This is a genomic window from Pseudohalioglobus sediminis (genome assembly GCF_008370495.1).
Lineage (GTDB): Bacteria > Pseudomonadota > Gammaproteobacteria > Pseudomonadales > Halieaceae > Halioglobus.
In genome coordinates, this window is the sequence record NZ_VTUX01000005.1 from 58,047 (window position 1) to 77,079 (window position 19,033).

Annotated in this window: 21 protein-coding genes; 8 read left to right on the forward strand and 13 right to left on the reverse strand. The window is 60.3% G+C overall.

What is annotated here, in order from left to right; all coding sequences use genetic code 11:
* Positions 1-24: 24 nt before the first annotated feature.
* From rpoH to ftsY, 5 genes are all read right to left on the reverse strand, one after another.
* Positions 25-879 (reverse strand): RNA polymerase sigma factor RpoH, encoded by an 855-nt coding sequence (rpoH, locus tag F0M18_RS11520; protein WP_149611594.1) that lies wholly within the window; start codon positions 877-879, stop codon positions 25-27.
* Positions 880-1,006: 127 nt separating this feature from the next.
* On the reverse strand, positions 1,007-2,128 hold the full coding sequence (locus tag F0M18_RS11525; protein WP_149611595.1) for a hypothetical protein: 1,122 nt from the start codon (positions 2,126-2,128) through the stop codon (positions 1,007-1,009).
* Between the two features lie 172 nt (positions 2,129-2,300).
* A complete protein-coding gene (ftsX, locus tag F0M18_RS11530) occupies positions 2,301-3,269 on the reverse strand; it encodes a permease-like cell division protein FtsX (RefSeq protein ID WP_149611596.1) in 969 nt (322 codons plus the stop codon).
* Positions 3,266-3,931, reverse strand: coding sequence for a cell division ATP-binding protein FtsE (ftsE, locus tag F0M18_RS11535; protein WP_149611597.1), 666 nt, complete (start codon positions 3,929-3,931; stop codon positions 3,266-3,268). The genes ftsX and ftsE overlap by 4 nt, the downstream gene beginning before the upstream one ends.
* Positions 3,928-5,064, reverse strand: a complete 1,137-nt coding sequence (gene ftsY, locus F0M18_RS11540; protein WP_262500937.1) for a signal recognition particle-docking protein FtsY — start codon at positions 5,062-5,064, stop codon at positions 3,928-3,930. The genes ftsE and ftsY overlap by 4 nt, the downstream gene beginning before the upstream one ends.
* A gap of 318 nt (positions 5,065-5,382) precedes the next feature.
* On the opposite strand from ftsY, the gene rsmD reads away from it, so the two are divergent.
* Complete coding sequence (rsmD, locus tag F0M18_RS11545; RefSeq protein WP_149611599.1) at positions 5,383-5,970, forward strand: 16S rRNA (guanine(966)-N(2))-methyltransferase RsmD; 588 nt, start codon at positions 5,383-5,385, stop codon at positions 5,968-5,970.
* Positions 5,971-6,011: 41 nt separating this feature from the next.
* Entirely contained in the window at positions 6,012-6,497 is a 486-nt protein-coding gene (coaD, locus tag F0M18_RS11550) for a pantetheine-phosphate adenylyltransferase (RefSeq protein WP_149611600.1), read from the forward strand.
* Between the two features lie 14 nt (positions 6,498-6,511).
* On the opposite strand, the gene F0M18_RS11555 is transcribed toward coaD, so the two are convergent.
* The 5 genes from F0M18_RS11555 to radC form a co-directional block, all read right to left on the reverse strand.
* Positions 6,512-6,862 carry a hypothetical protein gene (locus F0M18_RS11555; protein WP_149611601.1) on the reverse strand — a complete coding sequence of 117 codons (351 nt, stop codon included), beginning with the start codon at positions 6,860-6,862 and terminating at the stop codon, positions 6,512-6,514.
* A gap of 56 nt (positions 6,863-6,918) precedes the next feature.
* Positions 6,919-7,731 (reverse strand): bifunctional DNA-formamidopyrimidine glycosylase/DNA-(apurinic or apyrimidinic site) lyase, encoded by an 813-nt coding sequence (gene mutM / locus F0M18_RS11560; protein ID WP_149611602.1) that lies wholly within the window; start codon positions 7,729-7,731, stop codon positions 6,919-6,921.
* Between the two features lie 102 nt (positions 7,732-7,833).
* Entirely contained in the window at positions 7,834-7,989 is a 156-nt protein-coding gene (rpmG, locus tag F0M18_RS11565) for a 50S ribosomal protein L33 (protein ID WP_149611603.1), read from the reverse strand.
* An 11-nt stretch (positions 7,990-8,000) separates the two neighbouring features.
* Positions 8,001-8,237, reverse strand: a complete 237-nt coding sequence (rpmB, locus tag F0M18_RS11570) for a 50S ribosomal protein L28 (protein WP_149611604.1) — start codon at positions 8,235-8,237, stop codon at positions 8,001-8,003.
* A gap of 207 nt (positions 8,238-8,444) precedes the next feature.
* Positions 8,445-9,119 carry a RadC family protein gene (radC, locus tag F0M18_RS11575; RefSeq protein WP_149611605.1) on the reverse strand — a complete coding sequence of 225 codons (675 nt, stop codon included), beginning with the start codon at positions 9,117-9,119 and terminating at the stop codon, positions 8,445-8,447.
* 101 nt (positions 9,120-9,220) lie between these two features.
* Here radC and coaBC point away from each other — a divergent pair, with 101 nt between their 5' ends.
* The 4 genes from coaBC (at position 9,221) to slmA (ending at position 14,773) form a co-directional block, all read left to right on the forward strand.
* Entirely contained in the window at positions 9,221-10,420 is a 1,200-nt protein-coding gene (coaBC, locus tag F0M18_RS11580) for a bifunctional phosphopantothenoylcysteine decarboxylase/phosphopantothenate--cysteine ligase CoaBC (RefSeq protein ID WP_149611606.1), read from the forward strand.
* A gap of 77 nt (positions 10,421-10,497) precedes the next feature.
* Positions 10,498-13,095 carry a phosphomannomutase/phosphoglucomutase gene (locus F0M18_RS11585; protein WP_149611607.1) on the forward strand — a complete coding sequence of 866 codons (2,598 nt, stop codon included), beginning with the start codon at positions 10,498-10,500 and terminating at the stop codon, positions 13,093-13,095.
* Between the two features lie 20 nt (positions 13,096-13,115).
* Positions 13,116-14,021: an acetylglutamate kinase gene (argB, locus tag F0M18_RS11590; protein WP_149611608.1), complete on the forward strand. Its 906-nt coding sequence runs from the start codon at positions 13,116-13,118 to the stop codon at positions 14,019-14,021.
* A gap of 104 nt (positions 14,022-14,125) precedes the next feature.
* Positions 14,126-14,773 (forward strand): nucleoid occlusion factor SlmA, encoded by a 648-nt coding sequence (gene slmA / locus F0M18_RS11595; protein ID WP_149611609.1) that lies wholly within the window; start codon positions 14,126-14,128, stop codon positions 14,771-14,773.
* Here the strand turns inward: slmA and F0M18_RS11600 are convergent, their stop codons facing one another.
* The gene (locus F0M18_RS11600) at positions 14,774-15,472 is read right to left on the reverse strand and encodes a hypothetical protein (protein WP_262500926.1); all 699 of its coding nucleotides are present in this window, start codon (positions 15,470-15,472) and stop codon (positions 14,774-14,776) included.
* 36 nt (positions 15,473-15,508) lie between these two features.
* The gene (gene pyrE / locus F0M18_RS11605) at positions 15,509-16,150 is read right to left on the reverse strand and encodes an orotate phosphoribosyltransferase (RefSeq protein WP_149611610.1); all 642 of its coding nucleotides are present in this window, start codon (positions 16,148-16,150) and stop codon (positions 15,509-15,511) included.
* 280 nt (positions 16,151-16,430) lie between these two features.
* Between pyrE and F0M18_RS11610 the strand changes: the two genes are divergently transcribed.
* The gene (locus tag F0M18_RS11610; RefSeq protein WP_149611611.1) at positions 16,431-17,195 is read left to right on the forward strand and encodes an exodeoxyribonuclease III; all 765 of its coding nucleotides are present in this window, start codon (positions 16,431-16,433) and stop codon (positions 17,193-17,195) included.
* Positions 17,196-17,325: 130 nt separating this feature from the next.
* Here the strand turns inward: F0M18_RS11610 and rph are convergent, their stop codons facing one another.
* Positions 17,326-18,048 carry a ribonuclease PH gene (gene rph, locus F0M18_RS11615; protein WP_149611612.1) on the reverse strand — a complete coding sequence of 241 codons (723 nt, stop codon included), beginning with the start codon at positions 18,046-18,048 and terminating at the stop codon, positions 17,326-17,328.
* A 114-nt stretch (positions 18,049-18,162) separates the two neighbouring features.
* On the opposite strand from rph, the gene F0M18_RS11620 reads away from it, so the two are divergent.
* A complete protein-coding gene (locus F0M18_RS11620) occupies positions 18,163-19,032 on the forward strand; it encodes a YicC/YloC family endoribonuclease (RefSeq protein ID WP_262500927.1) in 870 nt (289 codons plus the stop codon).
* The last annotated feature ends 1 nt before the right edge of the window (position 19,033 follow it).

The following is a 19,033-nucleotide window of genomic DNA, read 5'->3' on the forward strand; positions in this document are numbered from 1 at the left end:
TGCGGGAACGAGCTGTGCCTGCGCTCAGGCGGCTATGGCCGCCTTCAGCTTTTTCATCGCATTTGCCTCCAGCTGGCGAATTCGCTCAGCGGAAACACCGTACCGGTCAGCAAGCTCGTGCAGAGTGGCTTTCTCTTCTGCGAGCCAACGCTGGGCGAGAATATCGCGGCTGCGCTCATCCAGGCCAGCGAGGGCCTGGTGCAGGCGCGCTTCAGAATTGGCCTGCCAGTCGCCCTCTTCTACCTCTACAGCGGGGTCGGCGTTGCCGTCCTCGAGGTAGTACTGGGGCGCGTGCCAGCCCTCATCATCATCGCCGTCTACCGGCAGGTCGTAAGCCACATCGCGACTGGTCAGCCGACCTTCCATGCGTTGCACTTCCTTGACATCAACGCCGAGATCATCGGCCACAGCCTGCGCCTCGTCTGCGCTCAACCATGACAGGCTCTTTTTCTGGCTGCGCAGGTTGAAGAACAACTTGCGCTGGGCCTTGGTTGTCGCCACCTTGACGATACGCCAGTTGCGCAGGATGAACTCGTGCATCTCCGCCTTGATCCAGTGCACTGCGAAAGACACCAGACGCACCCCTTTTTCGGGGTCAAAACGCTTCACGGCCTTCATCAGGCCAACATTACCTTCCTGGATCAGGTCACCCTCAGCCAAACCGTAACCGGAATAGCTGCGCGCGATGTGCACCACAAAACGCAGGTGCGACATGACCAGTTCGCGGGCCGCGTCCAGGTTGCCGTTGTAGTACAGGTCCTCGGCCAGCTCACGTTCGCGTTCCGGGCTCAGTATCGGGATGCTGCTCACCGCCTGAACGTAGGCTGCGAGATTGGCTCCCGGTACCATCTGGTCTACAGGTTGTAAGCTTTTAGTCATCTTGGTTTCTCCATTCATCCCGCAATATTAGCACTCCTTATATTAGAGTGCTAATTTCGGGAAAGTTCCCTCGAGACCCCTGAATAGACCCCTTTTCTGCATTGAAAACAAATAGTTATGGCCGTGCTTAAGGATTATACGTGCCGCTGCGCCAGCCGGCGAGGTGCAGAACCGAACAGAAGTGCCCGAATCGGGTCAGCTCCATGCTGACCAGCTCGCCCTGCGGGGTTTTGTGGACCCTGATGCCCTCTGACTCCCAGAGACCCTGATCGCCGTTGCTGCAGGTATAGCTGCCAAACAGGCGCGAATGGTCATTTTGCTCAAAGAGGCAGTCTTCACTGCCCAGCACTCGGGTGCTGATGGTGAGGTCGTTCAAGGGGCCGGTGATAGCAAATTCGGCGTGGCTGTCCTCGGCGGGAAATGCCGCACATTTCGGGCCGCCCATGACCTGGTTGGCCTCGTAGCTACCGAGGTCCTCCTCGGTGAACTCCCTGCCCGGCAGCTCTGCTGCCCGCGCGACCGCATCCTCCAGCCTGAATTCGTCGCGATGCAGCACGGATACCGTTTCGCGCCGCTCGCCCTCCTCCGGATTTACCTCCATCTCGATGGCGATCTGGTGATCCGTCACGGCATAGATAAAGCCTGCGAATTGACCGTTGCTGACGCTGCCCCCGGTACAGGCGTAGTCGCCCGTAAAAGCTTCCCTGGCGCGCATCGCGGAGGCGTCACTGACCGCGAACTGACCGCTGTACTCACAGACCACGCGCTCTGAAAAACGCTGCTCTACGATGCGGATTTCACTACCGAGCACTGAAATCTGGACGGCCTCGTGCTCAGTAGTCCGGTACGCGATGCTGCCGAGCAGTTCGCCGTACCACTGGCCGTCGAACGCCTCTCGCTGGTGCGGCAGGAATGTTGGCGCCAGGCGGTAGGTGTCATCGCGTTGCAACCTGCGCATCAGCTCGCTGCTGGCTTCGAACCCGCGGGTGCTGAGGCGGCAGTCATCGTGGGAGCCACCACAAAGCGCGTCTTCACCCGCCTCCCAGCCAGCGAATGCGTAGCCCTGTTCAGCACGTGGCAGGAACACATCTTCGAAATAGGTATCGACAACATCGATCAGGCAGGGCTGCTCCGCTGTACAGGTGTAAGCGCCGGAAACAGACTCAACGTGGCCCCCCTCAGGAGGGTTAACCGCAACTTTGCAGGCCGATACGGCGAGCACCATGGGAAACAATGACAACCAACGCACTAGCAGCACACTCCTGCAAAAAAACGGGGGCGGTTTATGCCAAAAAGCTATTAACGCGCCCGGTTATAGAATTTTGGGGAGATAATAAATGTCGACCGCTGCGCTGCCAAGAATTTCATACGGAAATGTTGCGTTAATTCGGTACTGCCCCGGCAGCAGGCCCCGTAGCGCGTTAGCGCGGCTCGATTTCGGCAAGATGGCGCGTCACGGCAAGCCAGGCGCCGGCGAGTCCAAGCAATCCGCCCAGCACCAACAGATTAAGCGCGCCCATGACGCCGAGCCCGTCCAGTGAGAAATCACTACTGTAGAGTGCAGCGAGTCGTGCCACCGGCTTGCCCAGGTACCAGAGGGAGGCACTCACCAGCAGTGCTGCGACCAGACCGCCGCCGAATCCATACCAGAGCCCGGTGTAAAGGAAGGGGCGACGCACAAAGGGATTGCTACCCCCCACCAGCTTGACGATAACGATTTCTTCCCGGCGGCTTTCAATCGCCAGCTTGATGGTATTACCCAGAATCAGCACGACACCGAATACCAGCAGTACGCCCAGAGCCAGCACCAGGCGCTGGCTCAACTCCATAATACTGTTGAGGCGTTGTAACCACTCCATGTCCAGCACGGCTTCCGCGACCCCTTCACGGTCGGCCAGTTCGCCCTTGAGCGTAACAACCGCGTCCTCGGCAAGGCCGCTGGCGGGGGAGACTAACAGCAGGTCCGGGAGCGGATTGTCCTCCAGGCTGGACAGCACGTCAGCAAACCCGGACAGAGCGCTGAACTCGGCCAGGGCGTCCTGTCGGGACACGAACTCAACCGTTGCCACATCATCGCGCTGCTCAAGTGCCGCTGCCAGTTCCTGGCCCTCGGCGGCAGATAATTGCTCCTCGAGGAACAGTGATATCTGGGAAGGGCTCTCCCATCCCGCACTCAGTTCGCGCGCATTATCGAGCGCCACGTTCAGGCCCACGGGAAGCGCCAGGGCAATGCCTATCACCATAAACGTCATCAGCGTAGACAGCTTGTTGGTCAACACGCGATGCAGGCTGTCCGCGGCGGACAGCCGGTGGTGGCGCAACCAGGCGTCGTAGCGGTTGGCGATGCTGGCCCGGCTCTGTCGCGCCCCCTCGCGTCGCGCAGCTGTCATGCCACACCCCCATTCACCAGCCGCCCTTCCTTGAGTGTCAGGATGCGGTGGCGCAGTCGCGAAATCAGGGCGAGATCGTGGCTGGCAATCAGCACCGTCACACCTACCTGGTTGAAATCCTCGAACAAGCGCATGATCTCCGCAGAAAGTTCCGGGTCGAGATTGCCGGTGGGCTCGTCAGCGAGCAGTATCCTGGGGCGACACACCACGGCCCTGGCGATGCCCACCCGCTGCTGCTCACCGCCGGACAGGGTCAGCGGCATGGCGCGTTCTTTGCTCAGCAGGCCGACCTTGTCGAGTGCGGCACGGACCCGGCGCCCCACTTCACGGTAGTCATAGCCACCGATAACCAGCGGCAGGGCGACGTTGTCAAAGACGGGGCGATCAAAGAGCAGCTGGTGGTTCTGGAACACCACACCAATGTTGCGGCGATGGCCCGGGATGCCGCGTTTGCCCACAGTCGCCAGGTCGACGCCATCCACCAACACCTTGCCGCGGGTAGCCCGGTCCATCAGCATTATCAGCCGCATCAGGGTGCTCTTGCCGGCGCCCGAATGCCCGGTGAGAAAGACCAGGTCATCCTTGGCAATATCAAAGCTGACCTCACGCAGGGCGTCGTGGCCCTCCGCGTAGCGTTTGCTGACGCGCTGGAAGCTGATCATTCGGCCGCTTTATCCGTGGCGAAGAGCGCTTCTATAAACGGCTCGGCCTGAAATGGCCGCAAGTCGTCCGCGGATTCGCCAATCCCGATAAAGCGAATGGGCAAGCCCAGTTTCTTGGCAATGGCGAAGATCACACCGCCCTTGGCGGTGCCGTCGAGCTTGGTCAGGGTGATACCGGAAACGCCCACCCACTGGCGGAAATGGTCTGCCTGTGCCAGCGCGTTCTGGCCGGTGCCCGCGTCCAGTACCAGCATCACCTCGTGTGGCGCACTGTCGTCCAGCTTGCCCATGACCCGGACCACCTTCTTCAATTCTTCCATAAGGTTGTCCTTGTTGTGCAGGCGGCCCGCCGTGTCAGCTATCAGTACATCCACCTCGCGCGCGCGCGCGGCCTGCAGCGCATCGTATACCACCGAGGCACTATCCGCCCCGGTATGCTGCGCCACCACGGGGACGTTGTTCCGCTCGCCCCAGACCTGTAATTGCTCAACGGCGGCAGCGCGGAAAGTGTCACCCGCCGCCAGCATTACCGTGCGGCCATCCGCCTGCAATCGCTTTGCCAGCTTGCCGATGGTCGTGGTCTTGCCAACGCCATTTACCCCCACCATGAGTATCACGTAGGGTTTGTGACCACTCACTTCCAATGGCTGTTCACAGGGTTTGAGAAGCGCAAGCAGTTCTTCCTGCAGCGCACCCTGCAAGGCCTCAGGGTTGGTCAGCTCCTTGCGCGAAACCCGCTGCGTGAGGCGGCCTATGATATCCAGCGTGGCGTCGACGCCCACATCTGCCAACAACAGCCTGGACTCAAGCTCTTCCAGCAATTCCGCGTCGATTTCCTTGCGCCCCAGGAACAGGTTGCCCAGTCCCTGGACCAGATTGTCACTGGTTCGGCTCAGGCCACGGCGCAGTCGCGAGAGAAAACCGGGCTTGTCCTGCGGCTGCGGCTGCGGCTGCGGCTGCGGCTGCGGTGACGTTGCCGCAGTCCCTGTGTCAGCCTCTACATCGCTGGCGGCAGCTGGGACCGGCGCAGTGGCGGGTTCAAGCTGTGGGGGCTGACCGGTATCGCTCTCAGGCTCAGGTTCCGCAGCGACGGCGAGGGTTTCCCCGGCAGGGGCAACCGTAGATTCCCCCAGTTCGACACTGTCGCTGCCGGCGTCCGCAGCCTGCGACTCGCTGCTCTCGGCGGGAGTTTGCTGCTCAGGCGCGGCCGCGGATGCTGCGCCCGGGTCAGCGACCGCTGCTTCGGGCTCGTTGTCTGCCCCCTGCTCTGCCTCGGCGACACTCTCGTCCGAGAGTTCCGGCGACGATGCAGTCGCCTCTTCCGCAGACGGGCTGGTCTCCGGTTTCTTTTTACGCTTGAAAAATTTCATATCGGTCGTGTTAGAGTTTGCAGTCACCAGAGGGGCGGCCGCGACAGCGCCTATCCTACCATCCCTGTATAGAGTGAATAAATGTCGAGAGCGGCAAAAGCGCGCCGTGGACGCGGTCAACTGCGAATCATTGGCGGGCAGTGGCGGGGGCGCAAGCTGGCGTTTCCGGATATCGAGGGCCTGCGACCGACCACCGACCGCGTGCGTGAGACGGTATTTAACTGGCTGGCTCCTCACCTCCACGCAGCACGCTGTCTCGACCTGTTCGCCGGCAGCGGAGCGCTCGGCCTGGAGGCGCTGTCACGGGGCGCGGATAGCTGCACATTTGTCGACAGCGCCGCACAAGCCACCAGGCAGATTCAGGACCACCTGCAAACCCTCGACGCAACACAGCGCGGGCACTGCCGCACCCTGGCAGCGCTGGATTTCCTGAAAGGCCAGCGTGGCCCCTGGGATATCGTGTTTATCGACCCGCCTTTCGGCAAAGCATTGGTTGAACCCTGTTGTGCATTGCTGCAAAGCAGCGGGGCACTGGCACCCGGTGCCATGGTGTACGTTGAGAGCGGGGCGGATGAGTCACTACCTGCCTTACCAGGCGAATGGGAGACTTACCGTGAAAAGCGCGCCGGCGACGTCTGTTATCGCCTGTTCATTGTGAGCGAACGCTGAATCGGGTTACCATCGCCGGCACTGCAACAGGGGTTAACTACATGCGCACCAACACGGTCATCTATCCCGGCACGTTTGATCCCATCACCAACGGACACGTGGACCTCACGGAAAGGGCCGCCAGACTATTCGATCGGGTGGTGCTGGCTATCGCGCACAGTGAAAAGAAAACGCCGTTGTTCAACCTCGCCCAGCGCGTGGAACTGTGTGAGGCCGCCGTGTCGCACCTGGATAATGTGGAGGTGACGGGTTTCAGTAATCTGCTTACCGATTTCGCAAAAAGCCAGGATGCGCGTTGCGTCTTGCGCGGATTGCGTGCTGTCGCCGACTTCGAATACGAATTTCAGCTGGCTAATATGAACCGGGCGATGTTCCCGGAGTTCGAGAGCATTTTCCTGACGCCCTCAGAGCACCTGTCGTTTATTTCCTCGTCCCTGGTCAGGGAAATTGCCAGCCTGCAGGGCGATATCACGCCCTTCGTGCCGCCGCACGTGGCGGCAGCACTACAGAAGCGTTTCGCAGACTAGATCCGGCTGGCGGGCTAGTCTTCCCGGGCTTCCCTGATGGCTTCGACATCCTTGTTGGTATAGCCGGTGTTGCGGCAGCCCAGGCAACGCATGAAAGTTGACTCACCCGGACCCAGCACCAGGGTTTCTGCCGCCTCGCCGGCATGACCTGCCAGCAGGGTGAAAGGCAGGCTCACCAACCAGACCGCTGCACCGCCAGCCGTCAACACCAGGCCCGCCGGCCGGGCAACCAGTAAATCACCCACCATGGCCCACTCGTTGGGGCTTTCGTCGATAGCAGACTCTGCCAGGACCGCCTGTGGCATTACCAGGCAAGCAATTACAAGTGCTGAAGCGATGCGACGCACGCCAGTTATTTTTTTCATTTTTTTAACTCCCGGGTTCCATCCCCGTCCCCTTTGGAAATTTCAGTTTAGCCTGTTCACCGCTGGCAGGCCACGCAGTAAATGGAACTTCGTTGACTTATTCGCAATTCGCGCAAAGGCCTGCCGCAACGCTTGCAAGGCAGGCCTTCACGGCCGTAGACATAGAGCTGCTGGGCGAAATAACCAGGCTTGCCATCACCGCCAACGAAATCTCTCAGCGTAGTTCCTCCCTGCTCTATGGCCGAAGTAAGCACTTGCTTTATGAGTGAAGCCAGGGCCTCGTAGCGAGCCAGCGATACGCGTCCTGCGGCGCGATCAGGGCGAATCCCGGCGAGAAATAGCGCCTCGTTGGCGTAAATATTACCGACGCCCACTACGATCCTCTGGTCCATAAGGAACACCTTTACCGGTGTTTTGCGCTTCCTGGAGAGCCTGTGCAGCCAGGCGCCGTCAAACTCCTCCCGCAGCGGCTCCGGGCCCAGGTTGCTCAACAGGGTATGGGACTGGCCCGGGCCAATCCACAGACAACAGCCAAAACGGCGCGGGTCGTTGTAGCGCAGTACGCCGCCATCGCTCAGCTCGATATCAAAATGATCGTGACGCGCCGGTGCTTCGCCTGCCGTGAGCACCCGCAGGGAGCCGGACATTCCGAGGTGGATCATCATCATGCCCACCGGGGTGTGGAATAAGAGGTACTTTGCGCGCCGCTCCACCGCCTCTATGGGCTGGCCCTGCAGGAGCCTGGGGAGTTGCGGGGGAATAGGCCAGCGCAAGCGCGGTTCACGCACCAGCAGTCGTGTCACCTTGCGACCAATCACGTGGGGCTCGACACCCCGCCGTGTTGTTTCTACTTCGGGTAGCTCAGGCATATAAAAGCACACTTCTTTTCAAGAGAGGGCAATGGTACCGCTCTTGCAGGCACAAAAAACCCCGGACTGGGCCGGGGTTTCCTGGGTTCAGCGCGATCGGGCTTACTTGATCTTCGCTTCCTTGTAGATCACGTGCTTGCGTGCAACCGGATCGTACTTTTTCATCTCCAGTTTGTCAGGCGTAGTGCGCTTGTTCTTGTCAGTCGTGTAGAAATGACCGGTACCCGCTGTGGAGTTCATGCGAATCTTGTCTCTCATGCTGCTTCTCCTTATACCTTCTCGCCGCGGGCGCGAATGTCTTCAAGAACGGTCTCGATGCCTTTCTTGTCGATAATGCGCATGCCTTTGGAGGATACCCGCAGGCTCACGAAGCGTTTCTCGGATTCCACCCAGAAACGGTGCTGGTGGAGATTGGGCAAAAAACGGCGACGGGTGCGGTTTTTCGCGTGTGATACGTTGTTTCCGGTGACCGGGCGCTTGCCGGTGACCTGACATACTCTTGCCATGATGCTGTCTCTCCCAAATCGCGGGAAGTTGATGAAAACTGAGGCCTTTCAGAGCCCAAAAACGGGACCCCGGCCGCGCGGAGCGCGACTTTATACCAGAACACCTTGCGTATAGCAACTCCGGGACCGACACGGAGCGCAACCCCGCCGGCCACTCGTCGCGGCCTCCTGCCACGCTACTGCCATCAAGCGGCCTGGGCCCGGATGTCAGAGCAGGCCTTCCTCGGCGAATGAGAACTCCCTGCCCCGACCGACAATAATGTGGTCCAACACCCGGATATCCAGCAGCGCCAGCGCCGAGCACAACCTCTCGGTAATGCGCCGGTCTGCACTGCTGGGTTCCGCCACACCTGAAGGGTGATTATGTGCCAGGATGACGGCGGCGGCGCGGTACTGCAGTGCCCGCACCGCGACCTCCCGCGGGTACACTGCCGCGCCATCAATCGTTCCCAGGAAAAGGTCTTCACAGCGTATTACCCGATGCTGGTTGTCCATGAAGATCACACTGAAGACTTCCCGCACCTGGGAGCCGAGATGGTGCTGCAGGAACCGGCGCGTCTGCCCCGGGCTGGACAGCACGCTCTCCGCCTCCAACTCCTGCAGCGCCTGGCGCCGGGCCAACTCCAGCGCCGCTTGCAGTACCGCGTACTTGGCCCGGCCCACGCCCGCGAACGCCAGCAGGCGCGATGCGTCGGTGCGCATGACCCCAACCAGGCCGCCAAACTGACTCAGCAGTTCGCCCGCCAGCTGCACCGCGTTGTATTGCCGGGAGCCTGTCTGCAACAAAACCGCCAGCACCTCGGCGTCGGAAAGCGACTGCGGCCCCCTGGCCAGCAGGCGATCTCGGGGCCCTTCCCCCGGCTCCCAGCGGCTCGCGCCCATTGTGCTCCTCCCTGAGCATGACTGCCCCGCAGTGTCATCTGGCGGGGCCAGATGGTATCGTTCCCCGCCTCGACATTCATTGTGGCAACTTGGGCGCTCGGATGGCACATCTATTTAATCGCAATGTCCTGCTTGGCGTGAGCGGGGGTATTGCCGCCTACAAGTCGGCGGAACTGGTACGCCAGTTACAGGAGCTCGGTGCAGAGGTGCGCGTCATCATGACCCGGGGCGCGCGCGAGTTCATCACTCCCCTTACCTTGCAGGCACTCTCCGGCAAGCCCGTGCACACCGAGCTGCTGGACGAGCAAGCGGAGCAGGGCATGGGCCATATCGAATTGGCGCGCTGGGCGGACCTGCTGTTGCTGGCGCCCGCCACCGCCGACCTGATGGCGCGATTGGCGGCTGGTCGCGCCGACGACCTGCTCACCACAGTGGTCCTGGCCACGCCCGCACCGGTGTTACTGGCACCGGCCATGAACCAGCAGATGTGGCGAGACGCTGCCACGGCGGCCAATGCCGAGACGCTGCGCGACCGCGGCGTCCATTTCATCGGACCGGCAGAAGGCATCCAGGCTTGCGGCGATACTGGCCCCGGGCGGATGGAGCAGCCGGACCAGATAGCGTCCGCCGCGGCCGCCCTGTTCGAGAGCGGCCTGCTCGCCGGCAAGCGGGTGGTCATCACCGCCGGCCCCACGCGCGAAGCACTGGACCCGGTACGTTATATATCCAACCACAGCTCCGGAAAAATGGGTTATGCCCTGGCCGCAGCGGCTGTCGCGGCGGGCGCGCGCACCACGCTGATCAGCGGCCCCGTCACATTGCCGGTACCTGATCACGTGGCATTCCACCCCGTGGAGAGTGCCCGGGACATGCTCGCCGCCTGCCTGGACCAGGTCGCCGAGTGTGACATCTTCATTGCCTGTGCTGCCGTTGCCGACTACCGACCGGCACAGGTGCAGGGCCAGAAAATCAAGAAAGGCGCAGAAGAAATCTCCCTGCCGCTGGTCAGGAACCCGGATATCGTCGCCACAATCGCAGCCGTCGAAAAGCCTCCATTCACCGTGGGCTTCGCCGCGGAAACCCAGGATGTGCTGGCCTACGCTCGCGACAAGATGCAGCGCAAGCACCTCGACATGATCGTCGCCAACGATGTCTCCGAGCAGGGCATAGGCTTCAACAGCGAAGAAAATGCCGTCACCATCCTGCACGAATCAGGCCAACGCACCCTGGCCCGGGCGACCAAGTTCAACATAGCGCGCGAGATCCTCGAGGAGATCGCCCGGGTGTACCGGGAAAACTGAGGAAAATACACAAAGCGCGTTCACGCTCAGGCGTTGGCGTAATATCATTCAGGCAGAAGCGGGATCGGCCAGAGAGTATGCTGAAAAAACTAAAGCAAAAAAAGCAGAAGGAAGCTGCGCCAAAGAAAGCCCGGCCACGACAGGCTGCGAGCAATCCACAGGGAATCGGTGCAGATGGTAACGCCACCTATAAGGTCGCATTTACCGGGCTGGTCGTTACCCTGCTGGTGATAGCAGGCTGTTTCGCCTATCTGCTGCTGGTCCGGGAGCCGGGCATCAAGGCCGGCCAGGCGGATCGCGTGGCGGGTGCCTTCGCCACACAGCAGGCCACCAACATCAACGCCAGGGTGCAGCTGTTGCGCCAGCGACTGCAGAGCGCGGCGCGGTCGCCGCTGGCGCTCTCTGCTATCGCCAGCCGCTCACAGCAGGACATTGAACTGGTGGAACAGGCCGTGCTGGATTACTTTCCCGACCTCATCAGCATGCGCCTGGTGCCGGTGGGCGATATGGGCACCGCCGTATTTGAAAGCGGTGACCAGGGCCTGCGCAACCATATCGAAGTAGACATGGTAAGGCGCACAGCCAGCGGCAAAGAAACCCTGCCGGAGGCCTTCAAATTCGAGGACCGCTGGCTAACCACCATTGCCGAGCTGGTGCAGCATCCGAGGATGGGCGATCGTACCGCTGTACTCGTCGCCACCATCGACAACAAAACCCTCGCCGAACAGTTGCAGGCGCTCAACCCGGGTACTGGCAAATACGAGCTGGAACAAGTGCACACCTCGAGGGACGGCAAGACCCGCACCACGGTCATTGCCAGTGTCGGCCGCGGTGATCGTGACAAATACCGGCGTTTTGCCGTCATTCCCGATACTAACTGGCGCGTTGCGTTTACGCCGTCGGCAGAGTTGATGACGTCACTGGGAGCGCAGCCCGCTCCGCTGTATGCGGCTCTGGCCCTGTGCATACTGGCGACACTGGCAGGCTTTGCCGTGGTTGCACTGCGCATGCCGAAGATCATAGAGGAAGACGTCAACCGCATGATCTCTGCCTCGGATCGCAAGTCCGAACTGAAACTGAGCATTCCCGAGCTGGTGACCGTTGCCAGGCAATTGCGTCGCGCCACGCTGCGCGCACTGCGCCAGAGCGATGGCGGCAGCCAGAGCCATGCACCGCTGCCGAATATGGAGGTGGAAACGCTCGATTCGGTGGAAAGTGTGCCCTCGGCAGCGGAGCTGGATGAGGTACTGGAACTCGACCTGGCCGTGGATGAAGTCCCCGATCTCGCGCCCGCCATCCCCGCCAATTTCCCGGCGCACATATTCCGGGCCTATGACATTCGCGGAAACGCGGAAAAAGAGCTGACCGAGGAGTTGATGGCACAGATTGGCCTGGCGGTGGGCAGTATCGCCGGTGAAATGGGCGAACAGGCACTGCTGGTAGGTGCGGATGGGCGCTCCTCAAGCCCGGCACTGAAAGCGGTATTGATTCGCGCACTGATGGAGTCCGGCCGCGATGTGATCGACATCGGCCTGGTACCCACCCCGGTACTGTATTTTGCCACCCGTCACCTGGATCGCCGGTCCGGCCTGATGATCACCGGCAGCCACAATCCCAAGACCGACAACGGATTGAAGATCGTGCTCAATCAGCAGACGATTCACGCCGGCGGTATCGAAGATATCCGCAACCGGGTCCTGGAAGGCCAGTTCAGCAGTGGCAACGGCCGTATGATCAAGGAAAACGTGATCGAGGCCTATATCGATGAAATCGTGCAGGACGTGGCGATTGCCGTGCCGCTGAAAGTGGTGATCGATTGCGGCAACGGCGCCACCAGTGATGTGGCCCCGATGCTCTTCGAAGAGCTCGGCTGCGAGGTGGTGCCCATGTTCTGCAGCGTCGACGGCACCTTCCCCAACCATCCGCCTGACACCTCCAATGAGGTAAACCTGCGGGCCCTCTGTGACGCCGTAACCCGCGAGGAAGCAGACTTCGGCGTGGCCTTCGACGGCGACGGAGACCGCCTGGCAGTCGTTACCGGCAGCGGGCGCATCGTGCGCTCCGATATCCTGCTGATGATCTTTGCCCAGGACGTGGTGTCACGCAACCCGGGTGCAGACGTGGTATTTGACGTGAAATGCAGCCGCAATCTCACCGAGCTGATCACCCGTAACGGTGGCCGCCCGGTACTGTGGAAAACCGGCCATGCCTTCATGAAAGAGAAAATGGCGGAAACAGGCGCGCTGCTCGGCGGTGAGTTTTCCGGCCACATGTTCTTTGGTGAGCGCTGGTTTGGCTTCGATGACGGCATGTACGCTGCCGCCAGGCTTGCAGAGATCATGAGCACCCAGGGAGACAGCCTGGATGACATGATCGATGTGTTCCCGGCCACGGTGAACACGCCTGAAATCCTGATCCCCGTACCCGAGCATGAAAAGTATCCGCTCATGGACCGGATCGTGCGCAACACCGATTTTTCCTATGGCAAGGTCAACACCATGGACGGCATACGTGTTGACTTCGCCGACGGCTGGGGCCTGGTTCGCGCTTCCAATACTACCCCGGCACTGACCGCCCGCTTCGAGGCCAACACGCAGGAAGCGCTGGATATGATTATCAGTGAGTTCCGTGAGCAGATCGCCCTGGTTGATTCATCCCTTGAACTGAACTTCTAGACCCTTACAGGTTGTAATACATGTCACTCGAACGCGATGCCGCCCTCAATATCGCCAAGGTTCTTACCGAGGCGCTACCCTACATCCAGCGTTTCACCGGCAAGACCATCGTGGTCAAGTTTGGCGGCAACGCCATGGTCGACCCCGAACTCCACGAAAGCTTCGCACGCGATGTGGTGCTGATGAAGCTGGTGGGCATGAACCCTGTTGTGGTGCACGGCGGCGGGCCCCAGATCGGCTCGTTGCTGGAGAAGCTCAATATTCACACGGAGTTTGTCGAGGGTATGCGCGTCACCGACGCCCAGACCATGGACGTGGTGGAGATGGTCCTGGGCGGCAGCGTCAACAAGGAAATTGTATCCTCGATAAACCGCAATGGCGGCAAGGCTATCGGCATCAGCGGCAAGGATGGCCAGCTGATTCGCGCCCGGAAGCTCAAGGTCTCGCGCCACAGCCCCGAGTTGCAGGCGCCCGAGATAATCGACATCGGGCACGTTGGCGAGGTCGACCAGATCGATACCGAAGTCATCAACGTCATTCTGGAGAGCAACTTCATTCCCGTGATTGCCCCGATCGGGGTGGATAGCCACGGCAGCAGCTACAACATCAACGCAGATCTCGTCGCCGGCAAGCTGGCCGAGGTGATGCAGGCCGAAAAGCTCATGCTGCTGACCAACGTGGCCGGGCTACTGGATAAGGAAGGCCAGATTCTTACCGGACTGAGCACCGAAGAAGTCGACGCCCTGATTGCTGACGGCACGATTCACGGCGGCATGCTGCCAAAAATCGGCTGCGCCCTGGATGCGGTGAAGAGTGGCGTCGCCAGTTCGCACATTATTGATGGCAGGGTTCCGCATGCGGTGCTGCTGGAGATATTCACCAACGAGGGTATCGGCACCCTCATAACCAATCGACGCGGCAGCTGAAACACGGATTAGCCCTTATTTATCAGGCAAATTTAGCCGCTGCTTATTGCAGGGCTTACAGGTAATCGCTAGCATGGAAGCGAAACGGTCTGATAAGAATTGCCATGCCCCCCAGAAAGTCGCAACGGCGCCAAGACATCCTCGAAGCCCTGGCCCAGATGCTGGAAGCCAACCCGGGCAACAGGATTACAACTGCCGGGCTGGCCCGACAGGTTGGCGTGTCCGAAGCGGCCCTGTATCGGCACTTCCCCAGCAAATCGAAAATGTTCGAGGGCTTGATTGAGTTCATCGAAGACACCCTGTTCAGCCGTATCAAGCTTATCCTCAACGAGGAACCGGGAGCGGCAGCGCGCTGTGAAAAGATGCTCATGCTGTTGCTGGCCTTCACCGAGCGCAACCCCGGGATCACACGAATCCTCACCGGCGACGCGCTCGCCGGCGAGACAGAGCGCCTGCACATGCGGGTGGCGCAATTGTTCGATCGCTTTGAGACACAGCTGAAACAAGTCATACGCGAGGCGGAAATGCGCGAGGGGCTGCGTCCTGCTATTCCGCTTCCGGCCGCGGCAAACCTGCTGATGGCCACGGCAGAGGGGCGCATATCACAGTATGTCCGCTCCGGATTCAAGCGCTCGCCGACGGAAGACTGGAAATTGCAGTGGGAGTTGCTCATGGCGGGATTTTTCAAGCCGGCAGTGAGCAAGCCATTGCCGGGGCAACCGGGTTTTGCCCAGCCACTCGGTCAGGGCTGACTAGCGGCGCGGGTCTACCCGTTTTTCCTGCTCTTCGGCCCGTTTCTGCGCCATCATGGTGCGCCGGAACTCCACCATCTCCAACAGCACAGTGAAACGGTCGATATCTGACTGGAAGGCCGCATTCACCTCGTCGATTTCTACATTGCGGTCCGCTATTGCGCGATCGGTAGCGGCAATTTCCGCCTGCAGGTCCTCGATCGCCTGCAGGCGTTCGACGTCCACTTTCTTACCCATGCGCTCGAGATCAGCTGCTTGCGCCTGGTAATTCTCGACCTTCTGCTTGAGTGAATGCTTGTTACTCTTGAGGATGCTGACGCGAATACGCAGATCCATCAGCGCACGCTCCTGGGCAGCTTCAATATCTTCTATAGTGCTGTAGCGCAGTAACAGTGACTCGTCCCACTCCTGCAAACGTCGCTGCTCTGCCAGCGCCTCAGCCTCCAGGCGCGCCTGTGCGTCTGCTTCCTTCTGTTCTTCCTCGGTCAACTCGCGGGGCACAACCTTGGTCACCACACCCTTGTCATTGAGCACCTCATAGCCTTTCTTCACGTGCTCGGGCGGCACCTGGTAATCAATAACCAGGTTGCCCTCATCATTGGTATACCGGTACAGCTTCACCGCCGCCGCCGGCATCGAAAAAGCCAGCAGCAACAGGGGCGACAGGACACCGCAACAGAAGAAGCGCTTCATATTCATGGGGTCAATATAGGTGCTGACCGGTTCCGGAACAAGTCAAACGCCGTAGCGATCTCGGTATTCCTGCATTGCGTCGAGGGCGGCGTCGGCATCGCCGGCGTCGCGCAGGTACTCTATGAGGTGGTTCATATCCACTATGCTGAGCACGGGAATACCGTATTCCTGCTCCAGTTCCTGAATTGCGGACAGCTCGCCCTCGCCGCGCTCCTGGCGGTTGAGACCGATCGCCACACCGGCCAGCGTCGCGCCGGCGCTGCCAATCATCGCGATAACCTCGCGCACAGCCGTACCTGCGGTGATGACATCATCGATCACCAGCACCCGCCCCGAAAGCGGGGCGCCTACCAGCATGCCGCCCTCACCATGGGATTTTGCCTCCTTGCGATTATAGGCAAAGGGCACGTCGATACCGTGGTCGTCAGACAGCGCGATCGCCGTTGCTGCCGCCAGCGGAATGCCCTTGTAGGCGGGGCCCAGCAGGACATCGAACTGCACGCCGGATTCAACTATTCGGTTGGCATAGCAACGCCCCAGTGCCGCCAGCGCGCGGCCGCTGGAAAACGCGCCTGCATTGAAGAAATAAGGGCTGACGCGGCCGGACTTCAGGGTGAATTCGCCGAACTTGAGTACTTCGTACTCCCTCGCAAGCTCGATAAATGCATTCTGGTAAGCGTGCATAAGAATGAAAACCTTCCAATATTGGCCACAATTCACAAGCGATTATTGCACTGGCCACTTTGTTATCAGGACATTCCCCGATAGAATGCTCCGCTATCCGGTACTCTCTGCCTGCCTGTCTGCGGACCCAATCCGCGGCCAACGTCGAAAACCGAACACGGCCAGGCCAATAGTTAATAACAATCGGATAACGAGTAGTTGATTGCCCGGACCGTTGGTTAAGGATCACCCTGGCCCGGACTGGCGATATGATACACGCTCTCATTTCAAGGGGCTATGAATGCGGATCATCAGTTTCAGCGCAGACGGCATCAAGAACGCCGCTGAGAAAGGATTTTACGACTGGCTGAAAGAGCAGGATGCCGATTTCGTGTGCATCCAGGATTTGCAGTGCTCCGAATACGATCTCCAGGACAACCTCTACTTTCCTGAGGACTACAACCCGTATTTCTTCGACGACGTCGATGGCAAGGCCAACGGTGTCGCCATTTATTGTCGTCAACTGCCGAAAGCCATCATGACCGGGCTGGGATTTGCTGATTTCGACATGGAAGGCCGCTACATCCAGGCAGACTACGAAAACATCAGCGTGGCCAGCCTGCTCGCCCCGGTGGCCGAGCCCGGTAATGCCGAACAACAGGCGCGCAAAAACGAGTTTTATGAACTGCTGGGCAATCACCTGCAAAAGGTGCGCAACAAACGCCGCGAGTTCATCATCTGCGGCAACTGGCATGTTGCCCACACCCCGGGTGACGTGCAGGACACCGAACGCAATAGCACCGTATCCGGATTCCTCGCAGAAGAACGCCAGTGGATGAATGAACTGTTCCAGGAGGGCTACGTAGACGCCTTCCGGGAGATCAACTCAGACCAGGACGAGTTCAGCTGGTGGCCGGATGGCGATCGCAGCAGCAATGGCTGGCGCACGGATTTCCATGTGGTGTCCAAGGGGCTGCAGTATTCCGTGGACTACGGAGCCATCTACAAGAGCCGTGAGTTCTCCACCCATGCGCCCATCATCATGGACTACGATATCGAGCTGTAGTCAGCGGGCGCCGTGAGCCCCGCGCTCGACCAGCAACCCTTCAGGCATGCTGCCCTGCACGCCAGCACCACGCGCATCAGCTGATGTCAGAACTGGATCGATGGCGGGGTCTGTGCGTACGGGCCCGCAACTACCCCTCAGCCAGGGCCGCCTTCTGTTTCTCTATGAGCTCGAGAATTCCTGAACTGGCGAGGTCGAGCATGGCGTTGAGCTCTTCGCGCGCAAAATGCGCGCCCTCGGCGGTGCCCTGTACTTCAATGAACCCGCCTGACTCACCCATCACCACGTTCATATCCGTGTCGGCGGCGAAGTCCTCCGGGTAGTCGAGGTCAAGCACTGGCTCGCCTTCGTACATTCCCACCGAAACGGAAGCAATCATCTGCGACAGCGGATCGGTGTTGATAATCTTGCGGCGCTGCAAGTGGTTGAGCGCATCCACGAGGGCTACACAGGCGCCGGTGATGGATGCGGTGCGCGTACCACCGTCAGCCTGGATCACATCGCAATCGATATTGATGGTGTTTTCGCCGAGTAATTTCAGGTCTACCGCCGCTCGCAATGAGCGCCCGATCAAACGCTGGATTTCCACCGTCCTGCCGCCCTGCTTGCCGCGCGCGGCCTCGCGCCCCATGCGCGTGCCCGTCGACCTTGGCAGCATGCCGTACTCCGCGGTAACCCAGCCACGGCCCTCGCCGCGCAGGAAACGGGGCACGCCCTCCTCCACCGAGGCGGTGCAAATGACCCTGGTGGCGCCGAAACTGACCAGCACGGAGCCCTCCGCATGGCAGGTAAAATTGCGGGTAATAGAAATGTCCCTGAGCTGGTCAGGACGGCGCCCACTGGGTCTTGGCATAACACTCTCCAAAGCGAAAAAGCAGCAGTATACTCGCTGCGACGCACTGTGAGCAGTTATGGCAAGCTGATACACTCGTGGCTGTCGCAGTCACCAACCAGAGAGAGCGCAGATTTGGGTAAATTACACAGCATGACGGCCTTCGCCCGGGAGAGCAGTAACACCGAGCAGGGCACGCTGACCGTTGAACTGCGCACCGTCAACCACCGCTACCTCGACTGCACCTTCAAGCTGCCAGACAGCCTGCGCGCACTGGAACCCAACCTTCGCGAAAGGGCGGGCAAGAAGCTGGCGAGAGGAAAAGTCGATTGCTTTGTTCGCGTCCAGCAGGGTCCCGAACGCGGTACCACGCTGAGCATCAATGAAGATAACCTCAAGGCGTTGGCAGATGCCAGCAGGCAGGTTGCCGCGGTATTCGAGGTCAACCAGCCCACCGCCCTGGATGTACTGCATTTCCCGGGCGTGTGCAGCCCACCCGAGCAATCGGAAGAGGCGCTGCAACGCGCCGTGACTGAACTCTACAGCGCCGCCCTGGATACGCTGGCAGCCAATCGCGCACGCGAGGGCGAGAAACTGGCCAGCCTGATTCGCGAGCGCATCGACCAGGTAGCGAAGGAGGTTGCGGTAACACGCGAGCGCATCCCGGTACTGCAGCAACAGCAGCGCGACAAGGTCATAGCCCGCATCGAGGATCTGGATGCCGACGTGGACCAGGGCCGACTGGAGCAGGAGCTGGTTTACATGGCGCAGAAGTCGGATGTTGACGAAGAACTGGACCGGCTGGATGCGCACGTCACCGAGGTGCGCAGGATCCTGGACAAGGGCGGCCCCTGTGGCCGGCGCCTGGATTTCCTGATGCAGGAGCTCAACCGGGAAGCCAATACGCTGTCGTCGAAATCCACCTCCAGCAGCACCACCCAGAGCTCGGTAGAACTGAAGGTGCTGATCGAGCAGATGCGCGAACAGATTCAGAATATCGAATAAG

What these genes read in the sequence shown, in the direction of transcription:
- rpoH (WP_149611594.1), bottom strand. Translation starts at nt 879, where the DNA reads ATGACTAAAAGCTTACAACCTGTAGACCAGATGGTACCGGGAGCCAAT.
- ftsX (WP_149611596.1), bottom strand. Translation starts at nt 3,269, where the DNA reads ATGACAGCTGCGCGACGCGAGGGGGCGCGACAGAGCCGGGCCAGCATC.
- ftsE (WP_149611597.1), bottom strand. Translation starts at nt 3,931, where the DNA reads ATGATCAGCTTCCAGCGCGTCAGCAAACGCTACGCGGAGGGCCACGAC.
- rsmD (WP_149611599.1), top strand. Translation starts at nt 5,383, where the DNA reads ATGTCGAGAGCGGCAAAAGCGCGCCGTGGACGCGGTCAACTGCGAATC.
- coaD (WP_149611600.1), top strand. Translation starts at nt 6,012, where the DNA reads ATGCGCACCAACACGGTCATCTATCCCGGCACGTTTGATCCCATCACC.
- F0M18_RS11555 (WP_149611601.1), bottom strand. Translation starts at nt 6,862, where the DNA reads ATGAAAAAAATAACTGGCGTGCGTCGCATCGCTTCAGCACTTGTAATT.
- mutM (WP_149611602.1), bottom strand. Translation starts at nt 7,731, where the DNA reads ATGCCTGAGCTACCCGAAGTAGAAACAACACGGCGGGGTGTCGAGCCC.
- rpmG (WP_149611603.1), bottom strand. Translation starts at nt 7,989, where the DNA reads ATGAGAGACAAGATTCGCATGAACTCCACAGCGGGTACCGGTCATTTC.
- rpmB (WP_149611604.1), bottom strand. Translation starts at nt 8,237, where the DNA reads ATGGCAAGAGTATGTCAGGTCACCGGCAAGCGCCCGGTCACCGGAAAC.
- radC (WP_149611605.1), bottom strand. Translation starts at nt 9,119, where the DNA reads ATGGGCGCGAGCCGCTGGGAGCCGGGGGAAGGGCCCCGAGATCGCCTG.
- coaBC (WP_149611606.1), top strand. Translation starts at nt 9,221, where the DNA reads ATGGCACATCTATTTAATCGCAATGTCCTGCTTGGCGTGAGCGGGGGT.
- F0M18_RS11585 (WP_149611607.1), top strand. Translation starts at nt 10,498, where the DNA reads ATGCTGAAAAAACTAAAGCAAAAAAAGCAGAAGGAAGCTGCGCCAAAG.
- argB (WP_149611608.1), top strand. Translation starts at nt 13,116, where the DNA reads ATGTCACTCGAACGCGATGCCGCCCTCAATATCGCCAAGGTTCTTACC.
- slmA (WP_149611609.1), top strand. Translation starts at nt 14,126, where the DNA reads ATGCCCCCCAGAAAGTCGCAACGGCGCCAAGACATCCTCGAAGCCCTG.
- F0M18_RS11600 (WP_262500926.1), bottom strand. Translation starts at nt 15,472, where the DNA reads ATGAATATGAAGCGCTTCTTCTGTTGCGGTGTCCTGTCGCCCCTGTTG.
- pyrE (WP_149611610.1), bottom strand. Translation starts at nt 16,150, where the DNA reads ATGCACGCTTACCAGAATGCATTTATCGAGCTTGCGAGGGAGTACGAA.
- F0M18_RS11610 (WP_149611611.1), top strand. Translation starts at nt 16,431, where the DNA reads ATGCGGATCATCAGTTTCAGCGCAGACGGCATCAAGAACGCCGCTGAG.
- rph (WP_149611612.1), bottom strand. Translation starts at nt 18,048, where the DNA reads ATGCCAAGACCCAGTGGGCGCCGTCCTGACCAGCTCAGGGACATTTCT.